Annotated in this window: 13 protein-coding genes and 1 pseudogene; 8 read left to right on the top strand and 6 right to left on the bottom strand. The window is 70.6% G+C overall.

What is annotated here, in order from left to right; all coding sequences use genetic code 11:
- The first annotated feature begins 74 nt into the window (after positions 1 to 74).
- Positions 75 to 1,865 carry a S8 family serine peptidase gene (locus FVE25_RS36640; RefSeq protein WP_246268008.1) on the top strand — a complete coding sequence of 597 codons (1,791 nt, stop codon included), beginning with the start codon at positions 75 to 77 and terminating at the stop codon, positions 1,863 to 1,865.
- 28 nt (positions 1,866 to 1,893) lie between these two features.
- On the opposite strand, the gene FVE25_RS36645 is transcribed toward FVE25_RS36640, so the two are convergent.
- The 3 genes from FVE25_RS36645 to FVE25_RS36655 all read right to left on the bottom strand — a co-directional run bounded on the left by FVE25_RS36645 (position 1,894) and on the right by FVE25_RS36655 (position 6,096).
- The gene (locus FVE25_RS36645; protein WP_157252072.1) at positions 1,894 to 2,682 is read right to left on the bottom strand and encodes a mechanosensitive ion channel family protein; all 789 of its coding nucleotides are present in this window, start codon (positions 2,680 to 2,682) and stop codon (positions 1,894 to 1,896) included.
- Positions 2,683 to 2,780: 98 nt separating this feature from the next.
- The gene (locus FVE25_RS36650; protein WP_157252073.1) at positions 2,781 to 4,520 is read right to left on the bottom strand and encodes an ABC transporter family substrate-binding protein; all 1,740 of its coding nucleotides are present in this window, start codon (positions 4,518 to 4,520) and stop codon (positions 2,781 to 2,783) included.
- 31 nt (positions 4,521 to 4,551) lie between these two features.
- On the bottom strand, positions 4,552 to 6,096 hold the full coding sequence (locus tag FVE25_RS36655; protein ID WP_246268010.1) for an N-acyl-D-amino-acid deacylase family protein: 1,545 nt from the start codon (positions 6,094 to 6,096) through the stop codon (positions 4,552 to 4,554).
- A 215-nt stretch (positions 6,097 to 6,311) separates the two neighbouring features.
- Between FVE25_RS36655 and FVE25_RS36660 the strand changes: the two genes are divergently transcribed.
- The 3 genes and pseudogenes from FVE25_RS36660 (at position 6,312) to FVE25_RS55600 (ending at position 10,258) form a co-directional block, all read left to right on the top strand.
- Positions 6,312 to 7,292, top strand: a complete 981-nt coding sequence (locus FVE25_RS36660; protein WP_157252075.1) for an ABC transporter permease — start codon at positions 6,312 to 6,314, stop codon at positions 7,290 to 7,292.
- A complete protein-coding gene (locus FVE25_RS36665; RefSeq protein WP_157252076.1) occupies positions 7,285 to 8,199 on the top strand; it encodes an ABC transporter permease in 915 nt (304 codons plus the stop codon). Before FVE25_RS36660 ends, FVE25_RS36665 begins: the two co-directional genes overlap by 8 nt.
- Positions 8,196 to 10,258: pseudogene (locus FVE25_RS55600) on the top strand (dipeptide ABC transporter ATP-binding protein). The gene FVE25_RS36665 and the pseudogene FVE25_RS55600 overlap by 4 nt, the downstream one beginning before the upstream one ends.
- A gap of 64 nt (positions 10,259 to 10,322) precedes the next feature.
- On the opposite strand, the gene FVE25_RS36680 reads toward FVE25_RS55600, so the two are convergent.
- Together FVE25_RS36680 and FVE25_RS36685 are read right to left on the bottom strand one after the other, a co-directional pair.
- Positions 10,323 to 10,778, bottom strand: a complete 456-nt coding sequence (locus FVE25_RS36680; protein ID WP_157252079.1) for a carboxymuconolactone decarboxylase family protein — start codon at positions 10,776 to 10,778, stop codon at positions 10,323 to 10,325.
- Positions 10,779 to 10,814: 36 nt separating this feature from the next.
- Positions 10,815 to 11,708: a sigma-70 family RNA polymerase sigma factor gene (locus FVE25_RS36685; protein ID WP_157252080.1), complete on the bottom strand. Its 894-nt coding sequence runs from the start codon at positions 11,706 to 11,708 to the stop codon at positions 10,815 to 10,817.
- Positions 11,709 to 11,820: 112 nt separating this feature from the next.
- On the opposite strand from FVE25_RS36685, the gene FVE25_RS36690 reads away from it, so the two are divergent.
- Together FVE25_RS36690 and FVE25_RS36695 are read left to right on the top strand one after the other, a co-directional pair.
- Positions 11,821 to 12,588 carry a CPBP family intramembrane glutamic endopeptidase gene (locus tag FVE25_RS36690; protein WP_157252081.1) on the top strand — a complete coding sequence of 256 codons (768 nt, stop codon included), beginning with the start codon at positions 11,821 to 11,823 and terminating at the stop codon, positions 12,586 to 12,588.
- A 187-nt stretch (positions 12,589 to 12,775) separates the two neighbouring features.
- A complete protein-coding gene (locus FVE25_RS36695) occupies positions 12,776 to 13,492 on the top strand; it encodes a phosphotransferase (protein WP_343046175.1) in 717 nt (238 codons plus the stop codon).
- A gap of 261 nt (positions 13,493 to 13,753) precedes the next feature.
- Here the strand turns inward: FVE25_RS36695 and FVE25_RS36700 are convergent, their stop codons facing one another.
- Positions 13,754 to 14,713, bottom strand: coding sequence for a helix-turn-helix domain-containing protein (locus tag FVE25_RS36700; protein ID WP_219825798.1), 960 nt, complete (start codon positions 14,711 to 14,713; stop codon positions 13,754 to 13,756).
- Positions 14,714 to 15,467: 754 nt separating this feature from the next.
- Here FVE25_RS36700 and FVE25_RS36705 point away from each other — a divergent pair.
- Both FVE25_RS36705 and FVE25_RS36710 read left to right on the top strand, forming a co-directional pair.
- On the top strand, positions 15,468 to 16,727 hold the full coding sequence (locus tag FVE25_RS36705; RefSeq protein WP_181019835.1) for a MarR family transcriptional regulator: 1,260 nt from the start codon (positions 15,468 to 15,470) through the stop codon (positions 16,725 to 16,727).
- A 276-nt stretch (positions 16,728 to 17,003) separates the two neighbouring features.
- A complete protein-coding gene (locus tag FVE25_RS36710; RefSeq protein WP_157252084.1) occupies positions 17,004 to 17,141 on the top strand; it encodes a hypothetical protein in 138 nt (45 codons plus the stop codon).
- Positions 17,142 to 17,223: the final 82 nt, after the last annotated feature.

Consider the following 17,223-nt stretch of genomic DNA (forward strand, 5'->3'; position numbering starts at 1 on the left):
TTTCCCGGATTGTTTCCCCTATCTGACATCGCGCAAGGTGCTCTCCAACACCCCCCAGTGAAGGAGACCCCTTCGTGCGCAGCATCAAAGCCCTGATCGCCGGGGCAGGTCTGGCCGTCGTCCTCGCGGCACCACTCTCCGCCGCGCCGGCGATGGCCGTACAGGAACCGCACAGCAGCTACGTGGTGCTGCTCGGCGACCCGGGCGCCGACCCCGCCGCGGTCGCCGCCCAGCACGTGCGCAGGTACGGCGGGCGGACCGGCCACGTCTACCGGCACGCCCTGCGCGGCTTCTCCGCCGTGCTCAGCCCCGGCGCCGCCGAGGCGTTACGCCGCGACCCGCGCGTCACCTCCGTCCAGCCGGACCAGGTGATGTCCGTCAACGACCAGGTCGTGCCCACCGGCGTGCGCAGGGCCGGCGCCGTCGCCAACCCCAACCTCAAGATCAACGGCACCGAGGACTACGTCGCCGACACCGACATCGCGATCATCGACACCGGCGTCGACGCGGGCCACCCCGACCTCACCGTCGTCGCCCGGGCCGATTGCCTGAACACCACCACCTGCCGGGACAACGCCGGAGCCGACGACCACGGCCACGGCAGCCACGTCGCCGGCAGCGCCGCCGCCCGCGACGACGGCAACGGGGTGACCGGGGTCGCGCCCGGCGCCCGCCTGTGGTCGGTCAAAGTCCTGAACGCCCAGGGCAGCGGCCAGCTGTCCGGCGTGGCCGCCGGCGTCGACTGGGTCGCCGCCCACGCCGGCGAGATCGAGGTGGCGAACATGAGCCTCGGCTGCGAGAACTGCGCCACCGACGCGCTCGACCAGGCCATCGCCAACGCCGTCGCCAAGGGCGTCGTCTTCGTCGTGGCCGCGGGCAACAACCACAAGGACGCCAGAACCTTCTCACCCGCCAACCACCCGGACGTGGTCACCGTCTCCGCCCTCGCCGACTTCGACGGCGCGCCGGGCGGCCGCGCCGCCTCCACCTGCCGCGCCGACCAGGACGACACGCTGGCCGACTTCAGCAACTTCGGCCCCGCCGTGGAGCTCGCCGCGCCCGGCACGTGCGTCTACTCCACCCACAAGAACGGCGGCTACGCCACGCTCAGCGGCACCTCCATGGCCGCGCCGCACGTCGCCGGCGCCGCCGCGCTCCTGACCGCGAACGGCCACCGGGCGAGCAACCGCGAGCAGGTCCGTGCGGTACGGCAGCGCCTCATCGACACCGGGACCGCCGACTGGCGCGACGACTCCGGCGACAACGTCAAGGAGCCGCTGCTGAGCGTCGCCTCCGCCGGCGACTACCCGGCCGGTTCCGCCGACCCCGGCCGGCCCAGCGCCGCGTTCACCGCCTCCTGCTCCACCGCTCACACGCGGTGCTCCTTCGACGCCGGCGCCTCCACCGACGGCGACGGCACGATCACCGGCTACGCCTGGGACTTCGGCGACGGCGGCACCGCCACCGGCAGGACCGCCTCGCACGAGTACGCCGCGGCCGGCTACCACAGCGTCCAGCTGACCGTCACCGACGACACGGGCAAGACCGACAGCACCCGCAGGCTCGTCAAGGCCGGCGACCTGCCGCCCACGGCCGCGATCTCCGGCCGCTGCCGCCAGTCGGCGTGCACCTTCGACGGAACCGGGTCCTCGGACGAGGAGGGCGCCGTCGCCGGGTACCGGTGGGAGTTCGGCGACGGCACGAGCGCGACTGGCCCGGCCGTCACCCACACCTACCCCGCCGTCACCGCCACCCACGCCGTCAGGCTGACCGTCACGGACGCCGCGGGCCAGAGCGCCTCGGCCGCCGCCCGCGTCCGGTGCACGAAGGTCGTCACCAGCGCGATCTGCTTCCTCCAGCCCTGACCCTCCGATGAGCGCGGCCGGGACGGGTTCACGCCTGACCCGGCCGCGACTGGTGCCCGGCGGGCTGCCGGATCTCCTGGGTGGCGTTGACGTCGGGAGTGGGCTGGGCGTCGCGGCGTTCCCTGTCGTAGATGGCGGCCTGGGTCCTGACCACCTTGGCCTCCAGCTCGGCCCTGGTCAGCCAGCCCTCCCAGCGTTGCCGCATGGGCCGGATCAGGCCGCCGCCGACGCCGACGACGAGGATGCCCGTGACCGTGGCCAGGAAGGCGATCAGCACGGGTGTGGTGACGGCGGTGGCCACCTCGATCTGGTTGAGGGCGGCGATCACGCCGAGCCCGAGGATGAACACGTAGGCGATGGTGGCCAGCGTCCCGCCATAGGACAGGCGGCTGAGCGCGGAGGAGACGATGTCCTTGACCGCGCTGGCGATGGCCGCCGCGATGACCACGATGACGATCGCCACGGCGGCCTTGGGCAGCCAGGCGACGATGGCGGTGAGCAGGGCGCTGACCGGGTTGGGCCCGAACACCGAGAAGGAGATCTGCAGCGTGACCAGCAGCACGGCGTAGTAGACGATGGCGGCGATCAGGCCCGAGGCGTCGTAGCGGCTGGAGGCCAGCATCCGGCCCACGCCCCCGCGCTCGACCCATCTGTCGAAGCCGACGCGTTCCAGCAACGCGTCGACGCCTTTGCGCAGCAGCTTGGCGAGCAGCCAACCGGCCAGCAGGATCACCAGGAAGGCGAGGAACTTGGGGACGAAGGTCGCGACCGATGTCCAGGCGTCGGCCAGGCCCCTTCGCCAGTCTTCGGGATTCATGGGCGTGAATCCTTCCCGTCGTCGGGTGCGGAGAGCATCGCCTGCCCCACCAGATCGCGCCCATGCTTCGACGGCGACATCCGGCGACATCCGGGACGTCACGACCCGTTCAGCAACCCCCACTGCTCGCTGTTGTACGTCGGGAACGCCAGGCCGTTCTCGCGGATGTTGCCGAGCTTCGCGTCATAGGCGAGGAAGGACCGGTTCTGGTAGAGCGGCAGCACCGAGTAGTCCGACGAGATGATCCTGTCCGCCTCCTGCAGCTTCTTCGTCGCCCTCTCGGCGCTGGTCTCCGACAGGGCGGCGTCGAGGAGCTCGTCGACCTTCGGGTTGCGATAGTTGCCCAGGTTGAACCTGCAGAAGCTCACGCCCTCCTCGCAGCTCAGGAAGTACGGGAGGTTGCTGCTCGCGGTGAACGGCGACTGCGAGACCGTGCCGACCGTCAGCGCCCAGTTCCCCTCCTGGACGGCCTCGACCGTGTTGGGCACCGTGACCACCTGCACGTCGACGCCCAGCGGGGCGACCGCGGCCTTGACCAGCTGCGCCTCGCTGGCCCGCAGCTGGTCGCCCGCCTGCACGGCGAACCGCAGCGGAGGTACGGCGGCGCCGCCGGGGGCGACGAGTTTCGTGCCGACCCCGGTGTACCCGGCGCCGGTCAGCGTCTTCTTGGCCTTCTCAGGGTCGCCGACGCCGTACTCGAACCGGCTCACCACGTCGGTGTAGCCGGGCGCCCCGGCGAGGAACAGCTGGCTCAGCCGGGGCTCCGCCGTACTGTCGAACTGCCCGATCGTCTTGGCGATCAGGTCCTTCACGTTCACCGCCTGGAAGATCGCCTTGCGCAGGGCGGCGTTCTTCAGGGCCGGGGCGTTGTGGTTGAGCCAGATCTGGTGCACCGACGCGCTCGGCGTCACCTGGTAGCGGACCGCGGGCAGGTCGTCGACCTGCTGGACGATGTCCACCTGCGGGTTCGGGTAGATCACGTCGACCTCTTCGTTGGCCAGCGAGGTCGGCTGCTGCGAGACGTCGGTGATGAGGCGGAAGACGAGCTTGTCCAGGTTCGGCGGCCTGCCGTACCACTTCTCGTTGCGGACCATCACCACCGAGCCGTCGGCGGTGAACTCCTCGATCCTGAACGGGCCCGCCGAGAACTTCGGGACCGTCGTGGCGAGGCCCTCGTTGAAGCTCTTCGCCAGGCCCGCCGGGGTGTCGGTCGGCCCGTAGGTCTTCGCGACGTGGGCCGGCAGGATCGGCGAGAACAATCCCTGCCAGTCGACGTACGGCCGGTCGAACACGACACTGACGGTCTTGCCCCGGTCCGAGCCCTTGACCGACGTGATCCGGTCGTAGCCGGCGGTGTTGCCGGCCTGGCACTTCGGGCACTGGCGGGGGTTGAGCGCCCGCCAGGTGTAGACGAAGTCGTCGGCCGAGATCGGCGTGCCGTCGGACCAGACGGCCTTCGGATCGATGGTGTACCTGATGGTCTGCGGCGTGTCGCGGGTCTTCTCGGCGCTTGTCACGAAGGTCGTGTTGCGCGTCACCGATCCGTCGGGCTGGGTGACGAACGCGTTCGGCAGGATCACGCTGGAGATGTCGATCACCGAGTACGTCGCGCCGCCGGTGTTGAGGACGTTCCAGTTCGAGATCGGGTAGGTGATCGTATAGGTGACCGTGCCGCCGGTGCGCACCGTGGCGGTGTTCACCGTGTTCAGCGGGCCGGTGACGCGGCCGTCGCCGGCCGCAGCCGTCTTCGCGGCGCCGCCGCCTCCCGCGCAGGCGGCGAGCAGGAGCATCAGAGTGGTGGTCGTCAGGGTCGTCGAGTGGGTGCGGCGGAATGCCATGGCGGGCTCCAGAGGGTGGGAGGGATCCGTTTCACCGGGCACGATCCCGGCGCAGGGCCCGGCCCGGCAGGCGGCCGGTGGGCCGGCCGTCGGCGAACGCGGTCTCCCCGTTGACCAGCACGTGGCGGACGCCGCGGGCGTAGCGGTGGGGGTCCTCGTAGGTCGCGAGGTCGGCGACCGTGCCGGGGTCGAACACGACGACGTCGGCGTAGGCGCCGGGGGTGAGCACGCCGCGGTCGCGCAGGCCGAGGTTGCCGGCCGGCAGGCCGGTCATCCGGCGCACCGCCTCGCCGAGGGTCAGCAGCCCCTCGTCGCGGACGTACGTGCCGAGAACGCGGGCGAACGTCCCGTAGGCCCGTGGATGCGTGGGCATGCCGAGGTGGGGTGGTTCGGCGGCATGGGTCTCGGCGTCGGAGCCGACGGAGACCCACGGGTTGCGCAGCGCGGTCCGCAGGACGTCCTCGTTCATCATGAAGTACACGGCGTGCAGCGCCGGATCCCGCTCGACCAGTTCCAGCAGCATCTCCACCGGGTCGATGCCGCGCTCCTGCGCGGCCTGCCGGAGGCTGAGCCCCCGGTAGCGGGCCGTGGGCCCCTTGGGGCCGGGCAGCAGCAGCACGCCGTCCGCGCCGCCCGAGGCCAGATAGATGTTCTCCCAGCGCTCCGACGGCGTGCGGACGCCCTCGCGGATGCGGGCGCGCTCGGCCGGGTCGGCCAGCCGGGCCGTGAGCGCCGCGTGGCCGCCCTCGTGGAAGTGCGGCGGGATCGCGGCGGCGAGCTGGGTCTGCCCGGCGAGGTAGGGGTAGACGTCGGCGGTCACCGGCTGGCCCTGGGCGCGGGCGGCCTCGATGCGTTCGACGGCGTGGGCCATCTTCGGCCAGTTGCGCCGCCCCGCCGCCTTGAGATGGTAGACCTCCGCGCGCACCCCGGCCCGGCGGCCGATCTCGATCAGCTCGTCGACCGCGTCCAGAAAGTGGTCGCCCTCGCTGCGCAGATGCGAGATGTACATGCCGTCGTGCCGTGCGACGACCTCGCACAACGCGACCAGCTCGGCGGTCGGCGCGAAGCACCCCGGCGGGTAGATCAGCGCCGACCCCAGGCCCAGCGCGCCGTCGGCCATCTCCTCGTCCAGGACGCCCCGCACGCGGGAGAGCTCGGCCGCGCTCATCGGCCGGTCGTCCGAGCCCGCCCCGATCATGCGCAGGTTGTGCGCGCCGACGAAGCTCGCGACCTTCTGGACCACGCCCTTGCTCTCCAGATGCGCCAGGAACTCCGACAACCGCTCCCACACCAGCGGGGGAGTGCCGGCACCGAAGCCCGCCTCCAGCTCCGCCCTGATCGCCGGGGTGAGGGGGCCGATCGACAGCCCTTCGCCGAAGATCTGGGTGGTGACGCCCTGGTAGAGGTCGGACAGGCCACGGCCGTCCGACTCCAGGGTGAAGTACGCGTGACTCAGCACGTTCACGAAGCCAGGCGCGACCACCAGCCCGGCGGCGTCGAGCACGGGCGCGCCGCGGCCGTCCAGCCCGGGGCCGATCGCCACGATGCGATCGCCCTCGACCAGGACGTCGGCCACGCGACCCGGGCCACCGTTGCCGTCATGGACAGTGCCACCGCGAATCATCACTGAAGACGCCATGCGGGCATCCTGCGACGGCCGGCTCGCCGAACCTTCATCGAATCCGATGAACTGACGCCGACTTTACGTCGCAGCCGACGAAGTGCACGCGGGACAGAACGACTGCACTGGGTTACCGACGCTCATCTCCGACGGATGCCGGTGACCCGATCGTGCTCACTTTCACGCTGCGCCGCCTCCTGATCGCCTTTCCGGTGATCGTGGCCTCGACCTTCGTCGTGTTCCTGCTCGTGACCATGTCCGGCGACCCGCTCGCCAACCTCAAGGGCCGCAACCCGCCGCCGTCCCCGCAGGTCGTCGCCGTCGAGGCGCAGCGGCTGCACCTGGACCAGCCCGTGCTGCAGCGCTACTGGACGTGGATCGCCGGCGTGGCCCGCGGCGACTTCGGCCCCTCGGTGCGCACCAACGTGGACATCGGCCACGAGATCGCCACCAGGTTCGGCGTCACCCTGCGGCTCATCGCCGTGGCCGTCGTCCTGGCGCTCCTGCTCGCCGTGGTGGTCGGCGTCCTGAGCGCGGTGAAGCAGTACTCGGGCCTCGACTACGGATTCACCTTCGCCGCGTTCCTGTTCCTGTCGATGCCGTCGTTCTGGTTCGCCGTCCTGCTCAAACAGGGCGGCATCTCCCTCAACCAGCTCGTCGGCGAACAGGTGGTGTACACGATCGGGGAGAAATCGGTCGTCGTGGACGGCGACGCCTGGGCCCGGCTGGCGGACACGGCCGGCCACATGGTGCTGCCGACGATCTCGCTGGCGCTGATCTCGTTCGGCGCGTGGAGCCGGTTCCAGCGCGCGTCGATGCTCGACGTGCTCAACAGCGACTACGTCCTGTTCGCGCGGGCCAAGGGGCTCTCGCGGCGCCGCGTCGTCGTACGGCACGCGTTGCGCACCGCGCTCATCCCCATGACCACGGTGACCGCGCTCGACTTCGCCTCCCTGATCTCCGGCGCGGTGATCACCGAGACGGTCTTCCAATGGCGCGGGCTCGGCGACTTCCTCGTCACCTCGGTCAACCAGCGCGACGCCTACGCGGTGCTCGCCTGGCTGCTCGTGGTCGCCGTGGCGGTCATCGTGTTCAACCTCGTCGCCGACCTGCTCTACGCCCTTCTCGACCCGAGGATTCGCTATGAGTGACGACACCGGGACGGTGCTCCGCCGCGCGGCGGCCCCGCCGTACCCCGTCGAGGTGCGCCGGCGCGGCCAGGCCGAGCTGGTGGTGCGCCGCTTCCTGCGGCACAGGGCGGCGGTGGCCAGCCTCGTGCTGTTCGCCGGCGTCCTCCTCCTGGCCTTCGCCGGCGGCGCGCTCTGGCGCTACGACTACGCCGACATCACCTCGGCGGTCTCCGCCCCGCCCTCGCTCGAGCATCCCTTCGGCACCGACAACCTCGGCCACGACACCTTCGCCCAGGTGTTGCGCGGCACCCAGCGCTCGATCGAGATCGCGCTGCTCATCGCGTTCCTGTCCGGGCTGGCCGGCACCCTGTGGGGGGCCTTCTCCGGCTACTACCGCGGCATCACCGACAGCGTGATGATGCGCTTGGCCGACCTGGTCCTCACCCTGCCGCTGCTGGCGGTCGCCGCCGTGCTCACCCGTGGGACCTCCGGTTCGTGGTGGTTCGTCGCCCTCGTGATCGCCTCCCTGCAGTGGGCGTACGTCTCCCGCGTGGTGCGGGGCGTTGTGCTGTCCCTGCGGGAGAAGGAGTACGTCGAGGCCAGCCGCGCGCTCGGCGCCACCGACCGCTGGATCATCTTCCGGCACCTGATCCCGAACGCGCTCGGGCCGATCATCGTCAACGTCACGATCCTCGTGGCCGCCGCCATCCTGGTCGAAACCGCCCTGTCCTTCCTCGGGCTGGGCGTCCAGCCGCCCGACACCTCCCTCGGCCTGCTGGTCAGCGAAGCCGACACGGCCGTCAGCACCCGGCCCTGGCTGTTCTACTTCCCCGGCGCGTTCATCGTGGTGATCGCCCTGACCATCAACTTCATCGGAGACGGCCTGCGCGACGCCTTCGACCCCACCCAGCGGAAGGTCCGCTCATGAGCGAACGCGAGATCGTCCTGGAGGTCGAGGACCTCACCGTGTCGTTCCCGACCGAAGACGGCCTGGTCAGGGCGGTCCGCGGCGTCAGCTACGCGCTGCGGCGGGGCGAGGTGCTCGGCATCGTCGGCGAATCGGGCTCGGGCAAGTCGGTCACCTCGATGGCGGTGATGGGCCTGCTGCCGGGCTCGGCCAAGGTCGGCGGCTCGGTGCGCTTCCGCGGCCGGGAGCTGATCGGGGCGCGGGACAAGGACCTGCGGGCCATCCGCGGCGGCCGGATCGCCATGGTCTTCCAGGACCCGATGACCTCGCTCAACCCCGTCTACCCGGTGGGCGACCAGATCGCCGAGGCGGTCAGGGCGCACAACGACGTCAGCGCCGCGACCGCGCGCGAGCGCGCGGTCGAACTCCTGGCGATGATGCAGATCCCCCAGCCGAGAGAACGCGCCCGCGACTACCCGCACGAATTCTCCGGAGGCATGCGCCAGCGTGTCGTCATCGCCACCGCCATGGCCAACGACCCCGACGTCATCATCGCCGACGAACCCACCACCGCGCTCGACGTGACCGTCCAGGCGCAGGTGCTGCGGGCCCTGGAGACCGCGCGGGAGGCGACCGGCGCCGCCATGGTGCTGATCACCCACGATCTGGGCGTCGTCGCCGGTACGGCCGACCGCGTCCTGGTCATGTACGCGGGCCGGCCGGTCGAACTCGGGAGCGTCGAGGCCATCTACTACGGGCCGCGCATGCCGTACACGCTGGGCCTGATCGGCAGCCTGCCCCGGCTGGACGAGGCCCGCCGGGGCGAGCGGCTGGTCCCGATCACCGGCTCGCCGCCGTCCCTGCTCGACCTGCCGCCGGGCTGCCCGTTCGCGCCGCGCTGCCCGATGCGCCAGGAGACCTGCGAGACGACCGAGCCCGGCCTGCTCGCCGCCTCCGCCCCCGGCCACCTGGCCGCCTGCCACTTCTCCGCCGACCTCGAAGGGCGGCGTCCCGCGGACGTCTTCGCCCGCACCTCGGCCGACACCACCGGAGGCGCACGATGACCCTGCTTTCCGTGCGGGATCTGGTCAAGCACTACCCGGTCCGCGGCAAGGGCGTGTTCCGGCGGACGACCGGACAGGTGCACGCCGTGTGCGGGGTCTCGTTCGACCTGCGCCGGGGCGAGACCCTCGGCCTGGTCGGCGAATCGGGCTCCGGCAAGTCGACCACCGGGCGCGCCGTACTCAACCTGCAGGCGCCCACCTCGGGACGGGTGCTGTTCGACGGCCACGACCTCGCCGCCGCCGGCGCCGCGGAGATGCGCAGGCTGCGGCGGCGCATGCAGATCGTCTTCCAGGACCCGTACGCCTCCCTCGACCCCCGCATGACCGTCGGCGACGCCGTCGCCGAGCCGCTGCGCATCCATGACGCCTACCGCCAGGACGGCCACGACCGGGTGCGCGAACTCCTCGCCACGGTCGGGCTCAACCCCGAGCACGGCAACCGGTACCCGCACGAGTTCTCGGGCGGCCAGCGGCAGCGCGTCGGCATCGCCCGCGCGCTGGCGATGCGGCCGGAACTGATCGTGCTCGACGAACCGGTGTCGGCGCTCGACGTCTCGATCCAGGCGGGCGTGGTGAACCTGCTCGAGGACCTCCAGGAGCAGCTCGGCCTGGCGTACCTGTTCGTGGCCCACGACCTGTCGGTGGTCCGGCACATCGCGCACCGGGTGGCGGTGATGTACCTCGGCCGGATCGTCGAGATCGGCGACACCGGCGAACTGTTCGACCACCCCGCACACCCGTACACGCAGGCGCTCATCTCGGCCATCCCGCTGCCCGACCCGCGGCGCGAACGGGTCAGGGCGCGCGAGCGCGTCATCATCGGCGGCGATGCCCCCAGCCCGGTCAGCCCGCCGAGCGGCTGCCGCTTCCGCACCCGCTGCCCGGCGTTCACGCAGCTGAGCGAGGGCGAGCGGGCGGTCTGCGCCGAGCGGGTGCCCGAGCTGATCGACCGCGGCAACGGCCACCCGGCCGCCTGCCACTACGCGGGCGGTGCTCACGCGCGTCCCCGCCCTTGACCGGAACCTCGTGCCCGCCGGGACGCGGTGTCCGCGCGCGGCACGCGCGCGGACACCGCCGCCGTCAGGCCGGCACGGGGGCCGGCCTGTTGATGAGCGCGATGTTCATCCAGAAGCCGGCCGAGGCGAGCACCATCATCAGGGTGGCCATCGCCTTGTCGTCGAAGTGCCCGGCGACCTCGAGGTACAGGTCGTCCGGCACCCGTTCCCGGCCACGCGCGCCGGGCTGGAACACGGCGTCGGTCAGCGCCAGCGCGGCCCGCTCGGCATCGGTGAAGTACGGCGCGTCCCGCCAGGTCGCCACGGCGGCGATCCTGGCCTCGGACTCGCCCGCCGCACGCAGGTCGGCCGAGTGCCGCATCACCTGGTAGGTGCTGCCGACGATCTGGCCGGCACGCAGGTAGACCAGGCTGGTCGTGGCCGTCGGCACCGAGCCGTTGCCGACGGCCCTGACCATCGTGCCGGCCAGCTCCTGGATCTCGGGCAGGTGGGTGTTGGCGTCGGGGATTCGTGCTCCCACGGTGTCCTCCATGTGCTCAGGAAATCGTTGTCGCCTCTATGAGCCCTCGCGCGCCGGCGATGTGACAGGAATCCCGGCGGCGTCGGCGAACCGGCTGACCAGCTCGGGGTCGCGGAGCCCGTCGATGGCGACGATCCTGTCGTCCGCGACGGTGAACACCAGCACGCCGAACGGCCGGCCGCCGACGGTGATCAACGCGCCGACCGCACCGTGGACCAGTACGGGCTGCAGCCGCCCGCCGTGCGGGCCGCGGGTTTGCGCGGCCACGGCTTCCGCCCCGCGGACCACGACCCGCCGCCCGTCGGCCCCGAAGTCGGAGGTCAGGACCACCTCGGGATCGAGGATCCGGACCAGGGCGTCGAAGTCACCGGCCCGTGAGGCGGCGTAGAAGGCGTCGACCACCTGCCGCTGGCGTGCCAGACGCGGGTCGGGCGACGGGATCTCGGCGCCGTTCACCCGGCGCCGTGCCCGGCTGGCCAGCTGCCGCGCGGCAGCCGGCGTGCGGCCCACGATCCCGGCGATCTCGTCGAACGGCAGCTCGAACATGTCGTGCAGCACGAACGCCAGCCGCTCGGCCGGACTGAGCCGGTCGAGCACCACGAGCAGGGCCAGCCCGACCGAGTCGGCCAGCAACGCCTCCTGTTCGGGGTCGAGCTCGCCGTCCCGGACCGTGACCGGCTCGGGCGGATGCGGCTCCTCCCGCCGCTGCCGCCGGGAACGCAGCGCGTGCAGGCATTCCCGGGCCACGACGGTGGTCAGCCAGCCGGCGAGGTTGTCGATCTGGTTCGCGTCGGATCGGCAGAGCCGCAGCCAGGCGTCCTGGACGGCGTCGTCGGCCTCGGCCATCGAACCCAGCATCCGGTAGGCCGCCGCCCGCAGCCGGGGCCGGTGCTGCTCGAAACGCTCGGCCAGCCACTCGGTCTCCTCCATCGGTCACATCATCCCCTCGTCAAGGCTCAAGGACATGAACCCGCGACGGCGGCGAATGTGACAGAAGCAACTCTGGTTGACAACGTGAATTAGTCAACTAGAGTTGCTTGTCATGGATGTCACGACAACCCGCTCACTCGCCGGGCAGCACTCCTTGCCGCTGTCGATCGGGCTTCACCTCGTTCCCGGTCTGCTGATCGTCGGGGCCTATCTGCTCATCGGATCGCCACTGGCCGCGGCGCTCGGCTTTCCCGCCCACATGGGGTGGGTGATCGCCATGTGCGCCGGGCTCGCGCCCGTCCAGCTGGGCCTGCTCGCCTACCTGGGCTGGAAGCGGAACGGCAGGCTGACGTTCAAGGGCGTCGTCGGCTACACCGGCAGGCCGCTCCGGCCGGGCAAGCTCACCGCTCTCGTCGCCCCGCTGGTCGTGGTGGTGTTCGTCGCGTCCGTGGTGATCGCGCCGCTGGACGCGGTCGTCTACCGCACCTTCTTCACCTGGATTCCGTTCGAGGTGACCAACGGCGCCGGCGGATTCCTCCAGGGCCACGACCGTTCCACGGTGGTGCTGTCGCTGTCCCTGTCGCTGGTGCTCACCGGAATCGTGCTGCCCGCGATCGAAGAGCTCTACTTCCGCGGGTTTCTGCTGCCGCGCATGGCGCATCTGGGCAGGGCGGCGCCGGTCCTGAACGCCGTGCTGTTCTCGCTCTACCACTTCTGGACGCCGTGGATGCTCCTCTCCAGGATCGGGTTCTTCCTGCCCGCCGTCTGGGCCACGTGGCGGACCAAGGACCTCCGGATCTCGGTGTGGGTGCACTGCCTGTCGAACACGATCACCCAGGCTCTGGTGCTCGCGTCCGTTGTGCTCGGGGTCGCGGCCTGACGACGGCTCGGTGCCGCAGGGTGGGCCTTTACGCTCTCCTGAGCACTTCGATGGCGAATCCGCCCAGGAGCATGGCGATTGTGCGGTCCCGGTGCCCTTGTCGCGCGTGGGGACGGAACGGACAATCGTTTGGGTGTTCCAGAGGGGAGGTCTGTTGGAGGGCGGCAATGACGGTGGTGCAGTTCGTGTGGGGGGCACGGTTCGCAGGGCGGTCAGACGGTGGACAGGTACGGTTCACGCGCTGTTGAGGCACCTGGAGGCGAAGAGGTTCGAGGGGGCGCCGCGCGTCCTGGGAATCGACTCGGAGGGCCGTGAGGTCCTGTCGTATCTGGAAGGTGAGACCTTGGGCGACCGGCTGGTGTGGCCCGAGTGGACTCGCACGGAAGAGGCGCTTCACCAGGTCGCCTGGTGGTTGCGCGACTATCACGAGGCCGTGGCCGACTTCGTGCCGCCGCCGGACGCCGTCTGGCGTACCGGCGTGCGCTGGTCGCCTGGCATGATCATCGCTCACAACGACGCCAGCACGTTCAACGCCGCCTGGTCGGCGGACCGGCTCGTCGGGTTCTTCGACTGGGACTTCGCCGGGCCGGCCACCGTGCAGTCGGATCTGGCGTGGATGGCGCTGGGGTGGGTGCCGTTGCACGCCCGCAGGGTGGCCGAGTCGGAGGGGTTCACCGACTTCGCCGCCCGGCCCAAGCGGCTGCGGATCTTCCTGGACGCCTACGGGTGGACGGGGGAGATCGAGCCGATCGTGGCCGAGATCGCGGCCAGGATGAGCGCCCGCGCCCGGGAGATCCGGCGCTTCGGCGTCGGCGGCGAGGACCTGTATCGGCGACTGCTCAGCCAGGGCGTCGCCGACGACATGGACCAGGCGGTCAGGGAACTGGCGGAGCTGCGGTTGTAGGGCGCCCGGCCTGTGGGCATCACCCCTTGTCATGATTGGCAATTTGTGGCAACCTATTGTCAATCATCGGCAAGGAGGGGTGGGATGCTCTGTGCCGGGATCCCCCGGGGCGCCGGCCCGGGCCGGTCATCGTCCGGTACGACGGAGGCGGTGACCGATCCCGGACCGTGGCCGCGCCGGCCGCGCCGGCCGGGGCGATGGTGGGGCGCTGGAGCGCGGCACCGGTTCGTGCGGGTGGGCGAACTGGGTGGGGCGGGATCTTCAGGTGCCGTCGGAGCGGAGGACGCCGCGTTCGGTGGCGCGGACGCCGGCCTGGAAGCGGCTGCGCGCCCCCAGGATCTGCATGAGTTCGGCGGTGATGCGCCGCGTGGTGCGGATGGACACCCCGAGGCGCCGGGCGATCGTCTCGTCGGTGTGCCCGTCGGCCAGCAGCCGCAGGACGGCCAGCTGCTGGGCGGTCAGTTCCTCGCCCTGCCTGCGCGGTTGCGCGACGCCGAGCTCGGCGGCGTGCTCCCACACCGACTCGAAGTGCTCGCACAGGGCGTTGACGATCCCGGTCCCCCTGACCAGGACGGCCCCTCGGGTCTCCTCCTCCGGATTGACCGGTACGAGCGCGGTCTCCCTGTCGTAGATGAGCAGCCGCTGGGAAAGTGCGCCGTAGGTGCGGACCATGGCGCCGGCGGCGGTCAGCCAGTGCGCGTACTCGAGGGTCAAGCTGTCGTTGTAGATGCTCTGCACGTAAATCGTTCGCATGAGGACGCCGCGGTCAAGGATGGCCTGGTCGAGCGGCCGGCTGGCCTCCATGGCCTCCCTGGTCTGGGCGCCGCGCGGGGCGAAGGCCATCAGCTCGGTGCGGCAGGAGGCGGCCAGCTCCTCGATGCGGGTGCGGATCTCGTCGAGGCCGGTCAGGTGATCCACCTCGGGGTGCTGGGCGGCCCGCTGCCTCGAGTGCTGCTCGATGAGCTCCATCACCGCCCTGCGATTGGCGGCCAGCTCCTGCTGCCGTTGCAGGAGCTCCTGCTCCTGGCGGGCAAGCAACGTGGAGAACCCCACCGCCGGGGTGACGGCCAGCAGGGTCTCCGGATGTTCCCACGACGGGCGGACCAGGGATAACTCGGCCAGTTCGTCGAGGATGTGACGCACGCGCCTGGGCGGCCAGTCGAGGAGCGTCGCCAGTTCGTTCACGCCGTACTGTGGGTTGTCCAGGATTGCGCTGTACAACGTAGCTGCGTCTGGGCCCAAACCGATGGACTCGAACACGCCGCCTCCCAAAGCTGCCAGACGGGCATCGTTGGACGTTGAGTCTCCCGTGGGGATTGTACTTTGGCAATCTTGACATGGCCCTTTCCTTTGGCCACTTTTTTCGGTTTGGCGAGTCCGGCTCGTGCTTTACCGGGCTGAGAAATAGCAGGTCCAGATAAGTCGGCGGCCGCCGGATCCGTTTGCCCTGGTGAACCGCTGATCGCCCGCCCGCCCCGCGCGCTCCGCCACCGGCCTCCGCGCATCGGCCGTCACCGTCACGACAGGCTCTACCCGCTGATCGTCACGGTGCGCAGCAGGTCGGATCGCCTGAGTGACGAGGTCTGGAGTGATCTGGCAGCACCCTGCCATCGCAGCTTCCTGACACGCCGCCGAGCTGCCCCGAATTTATGTGCGGTCATATACTCGGGGAGATCCATTAGGAGGAAAGCGCCGCGGTTGAATCAGGGATTGATGAATAGTGTATATCGTCACGGCCCGATTGACCGGGCAGTCGCCCGGAGCGCACGTCGACCGGATCGAACTCTCCCTGGGGAGCTTCGTGGGCCGCGGGAGCGGGCTGGAGCATTTTCATGTACGGCGGGCGCCCGACGGAATGAGTGTGGTCTTTTTCCTGTTGCACGTGACGCTTCAGGAAGCGGAGACCGAAGCCGTTGAGATATGCCAGAAAGCACTGGAGCTCGCCGGGTGCGAGGACTGGGTGATATCGCAGTGCATGGCCACGATCGTGGACCAGGCCGAGGATCTCATCATTTCTGACTGGGCCGCCGTGCAGGTGCCCGCGTTCCCGGAAAAGACCGCCCCAGAGCGCCCCGCCACGCGGGTGCGCGGCGCCGGTCCCCGGCTGATGGGCCTCATGAACGAGCGCTACGTCCTCGACCTCATCCGCCACTTCGGCAAGGTCTCGCGGGCCGAGCTCGCCAGGCTCTCCGGGCTGTCCAAGCCCACGGTCTCCTCGGCCGTCATGAACCTCGAGAACAACGGCCTGGTCGAGCGCTCCGGCATGCTGGACGGCGGGCCGGGACGGGCGGCCACGCTCTTCCGCGTCCGCAGCGAGGCCGGCTGGGTCATGGGCGTGGACGTGCGCGACGGCGTCGCCCAGTGGGCGATCTCCCGGCTCGACGGCGACACGCGCGCCACCCGCGTCTCCGCGCTGCACGGCGAGAGCGAGGCCGAGTGCTTCGAGCACCTCCAGCGCACCGTCGACCTGGTCTGCAAGCAGGCCGGCATCGCGCAAGAGGACCTCACCTGGGTGGTGGCGGCCTTCTCCGCCGCGCCCTGCGAGGTCGCGCCCAGCCCGGCCGGGACGAGCTGCCACGCCGCCGTGGACCGGGCGCTCGCCCGCCTGTTCGGCTCGCACTACCTGGCCAGGCGCGCGGTCGAGATGGAGATGCTCTACCGCTACCGCGTCAGCGACCGCGCCGAGGCCCGCGACATGGCATTCGTCTCGGTCGGCCGCTCCATCGAGATCGGCATGATCGTGGACGGCAGGCTCCAGGCGCCACCGGTGCCCATCTGCCTGCCGGAGGCCCTGTCGATGGCCGGAGCGCGGTCCGGGGGGCCGCGGCCGCGGGACTGCGAGGTGCCGCCGGCGGGAGCCGTACGCACGGATCTGGAGCGGATCCTGGCCACCCGCGGCCTGGACGAGCTCACGCTGGACGACCTCATCGGCCAGGCCGGACGCGGCTGCGAGCCCGCGCTGCGGATCGTGGCCGAGATGGCCGTCCTGACGGCCCGCCTGCTGGTGGCCGTCTCCGCGATCTCCCGCCCGGAGCTGGTGGTGTTCATCGGCCGCCTGGCCGCGCTGCCCGGCTTCCCCGAGCGGGTGCGTGCCGAGCTGGGCGCCATGGCCGCCTGGCTGTCTCCCGCGATGGAGGTCGCCCAGGGGCGGGGTGAGGCCGTCCTGGACGGCTGCCTGGCCGAAGGCTACGACCTCGCCTGGAATTCGATACTCGACGGCCTCGTCCGCGGATAGGTTCCGGGAGCGATATTCGGTCCTCCGGATGTCGTGCCTGCTGGGGCACCAGGACGTTCCCGGGCCATTGGGCGCACTTTTGCCTTGTGTTAAGTGTGCGTTCAGTGGGTCCCGGCGCTTTCGGCTGCCCGCGGAAAAGCCGCGCTGACACGGTCCTGCCATTGCAGGGTGCTGACACGAGAAACTCTCGATTTCGGAATCACGGCGGTCAAGAATCAAAGGCGAAGCAAGGGCTTCAGGAAATTATCTGGAGGAGGAAGACCAATGATCGGCACCATGGCCAAGCGTATCGCCCTCCCGATCCTCATCACCGCCGCCGCGTTCTCGTCGACCGCCGTCGTCGCCGGAGCCGCATTCGCCGACGCCCCCACCGCCACCGCCCCGGCCGACAAGAACACCAATGGGTGGGGCTGATTCCGGGAATTGCCGGAAAAGGGGTAATGAATATATGAGCAAGCCCGGCCCGAAGCACCCCAAGGATCGGCCGCCGGGCCCG

The organism is Nonomuraea typhae (assembly GCF_009760925.1).
Taxonomy (GTDB): domain Bacteria; phylum Actinomycetota; class Actinomycetes; order Streptosporangiales; family Streptosporangiaceae; genus Nonomuraea; species Nonomuraea typhae.

Excerpts from the sequence above, each read along its gene's own strand:
- FVE25_RS36645 (WP_157252072.1), bottom strand. The coding sequence starts at position 2,682 with ATGAATCCCGAAGACTGGCGAAGGGGCCTGGCCGACGCCTGGACATCG.
- FVE25_RS36650 (WP_157252073.1), bottom strand. The coding sequence starts at position 4,520 with ATGGCATTCCGCCGCACCCACTCGACGACCCTGACGACCACCACTCTG.
- FVE25_RS36665 (WP_157252076.1), top strand. The coding sequence starts at position 7,285 with ATGAGTGACGACACCGGGACGGTGCTCCGCCGCGCGGCGGCCCCGCCG.
- FVE25_RS36685 (WP_157252080.1), bottom strand. The coding sequence starts at position 11,708 with ATGGAGGAGACCGAGTGGCTGGCCGAGCGTTTCGAGCAGCACCGGCCC.
- FVE25_RS36690 (WP_157252081.1), top strand. The coding sequence starts at position 11,821 with ATGGATGTCACGACAACCCGCTCACTCGCCGGGCAGCACTCCTTGCCG.
- FVE25_RS36705 (WP_181019835.1), top strand. The coding sequence starts at position 15,468 with ATGGCCACGATCGTGGACCAGGCCGAGGATCTCATCATTTCTGACTGG.
- FVE25_RS36710 (WP_157252084.1), top strand. The coding sequence starts at position 17,004 with ATGGCCAAGCGTATCGCCCTCCCGATCCTCATCACCGCCGCCGCGTTC.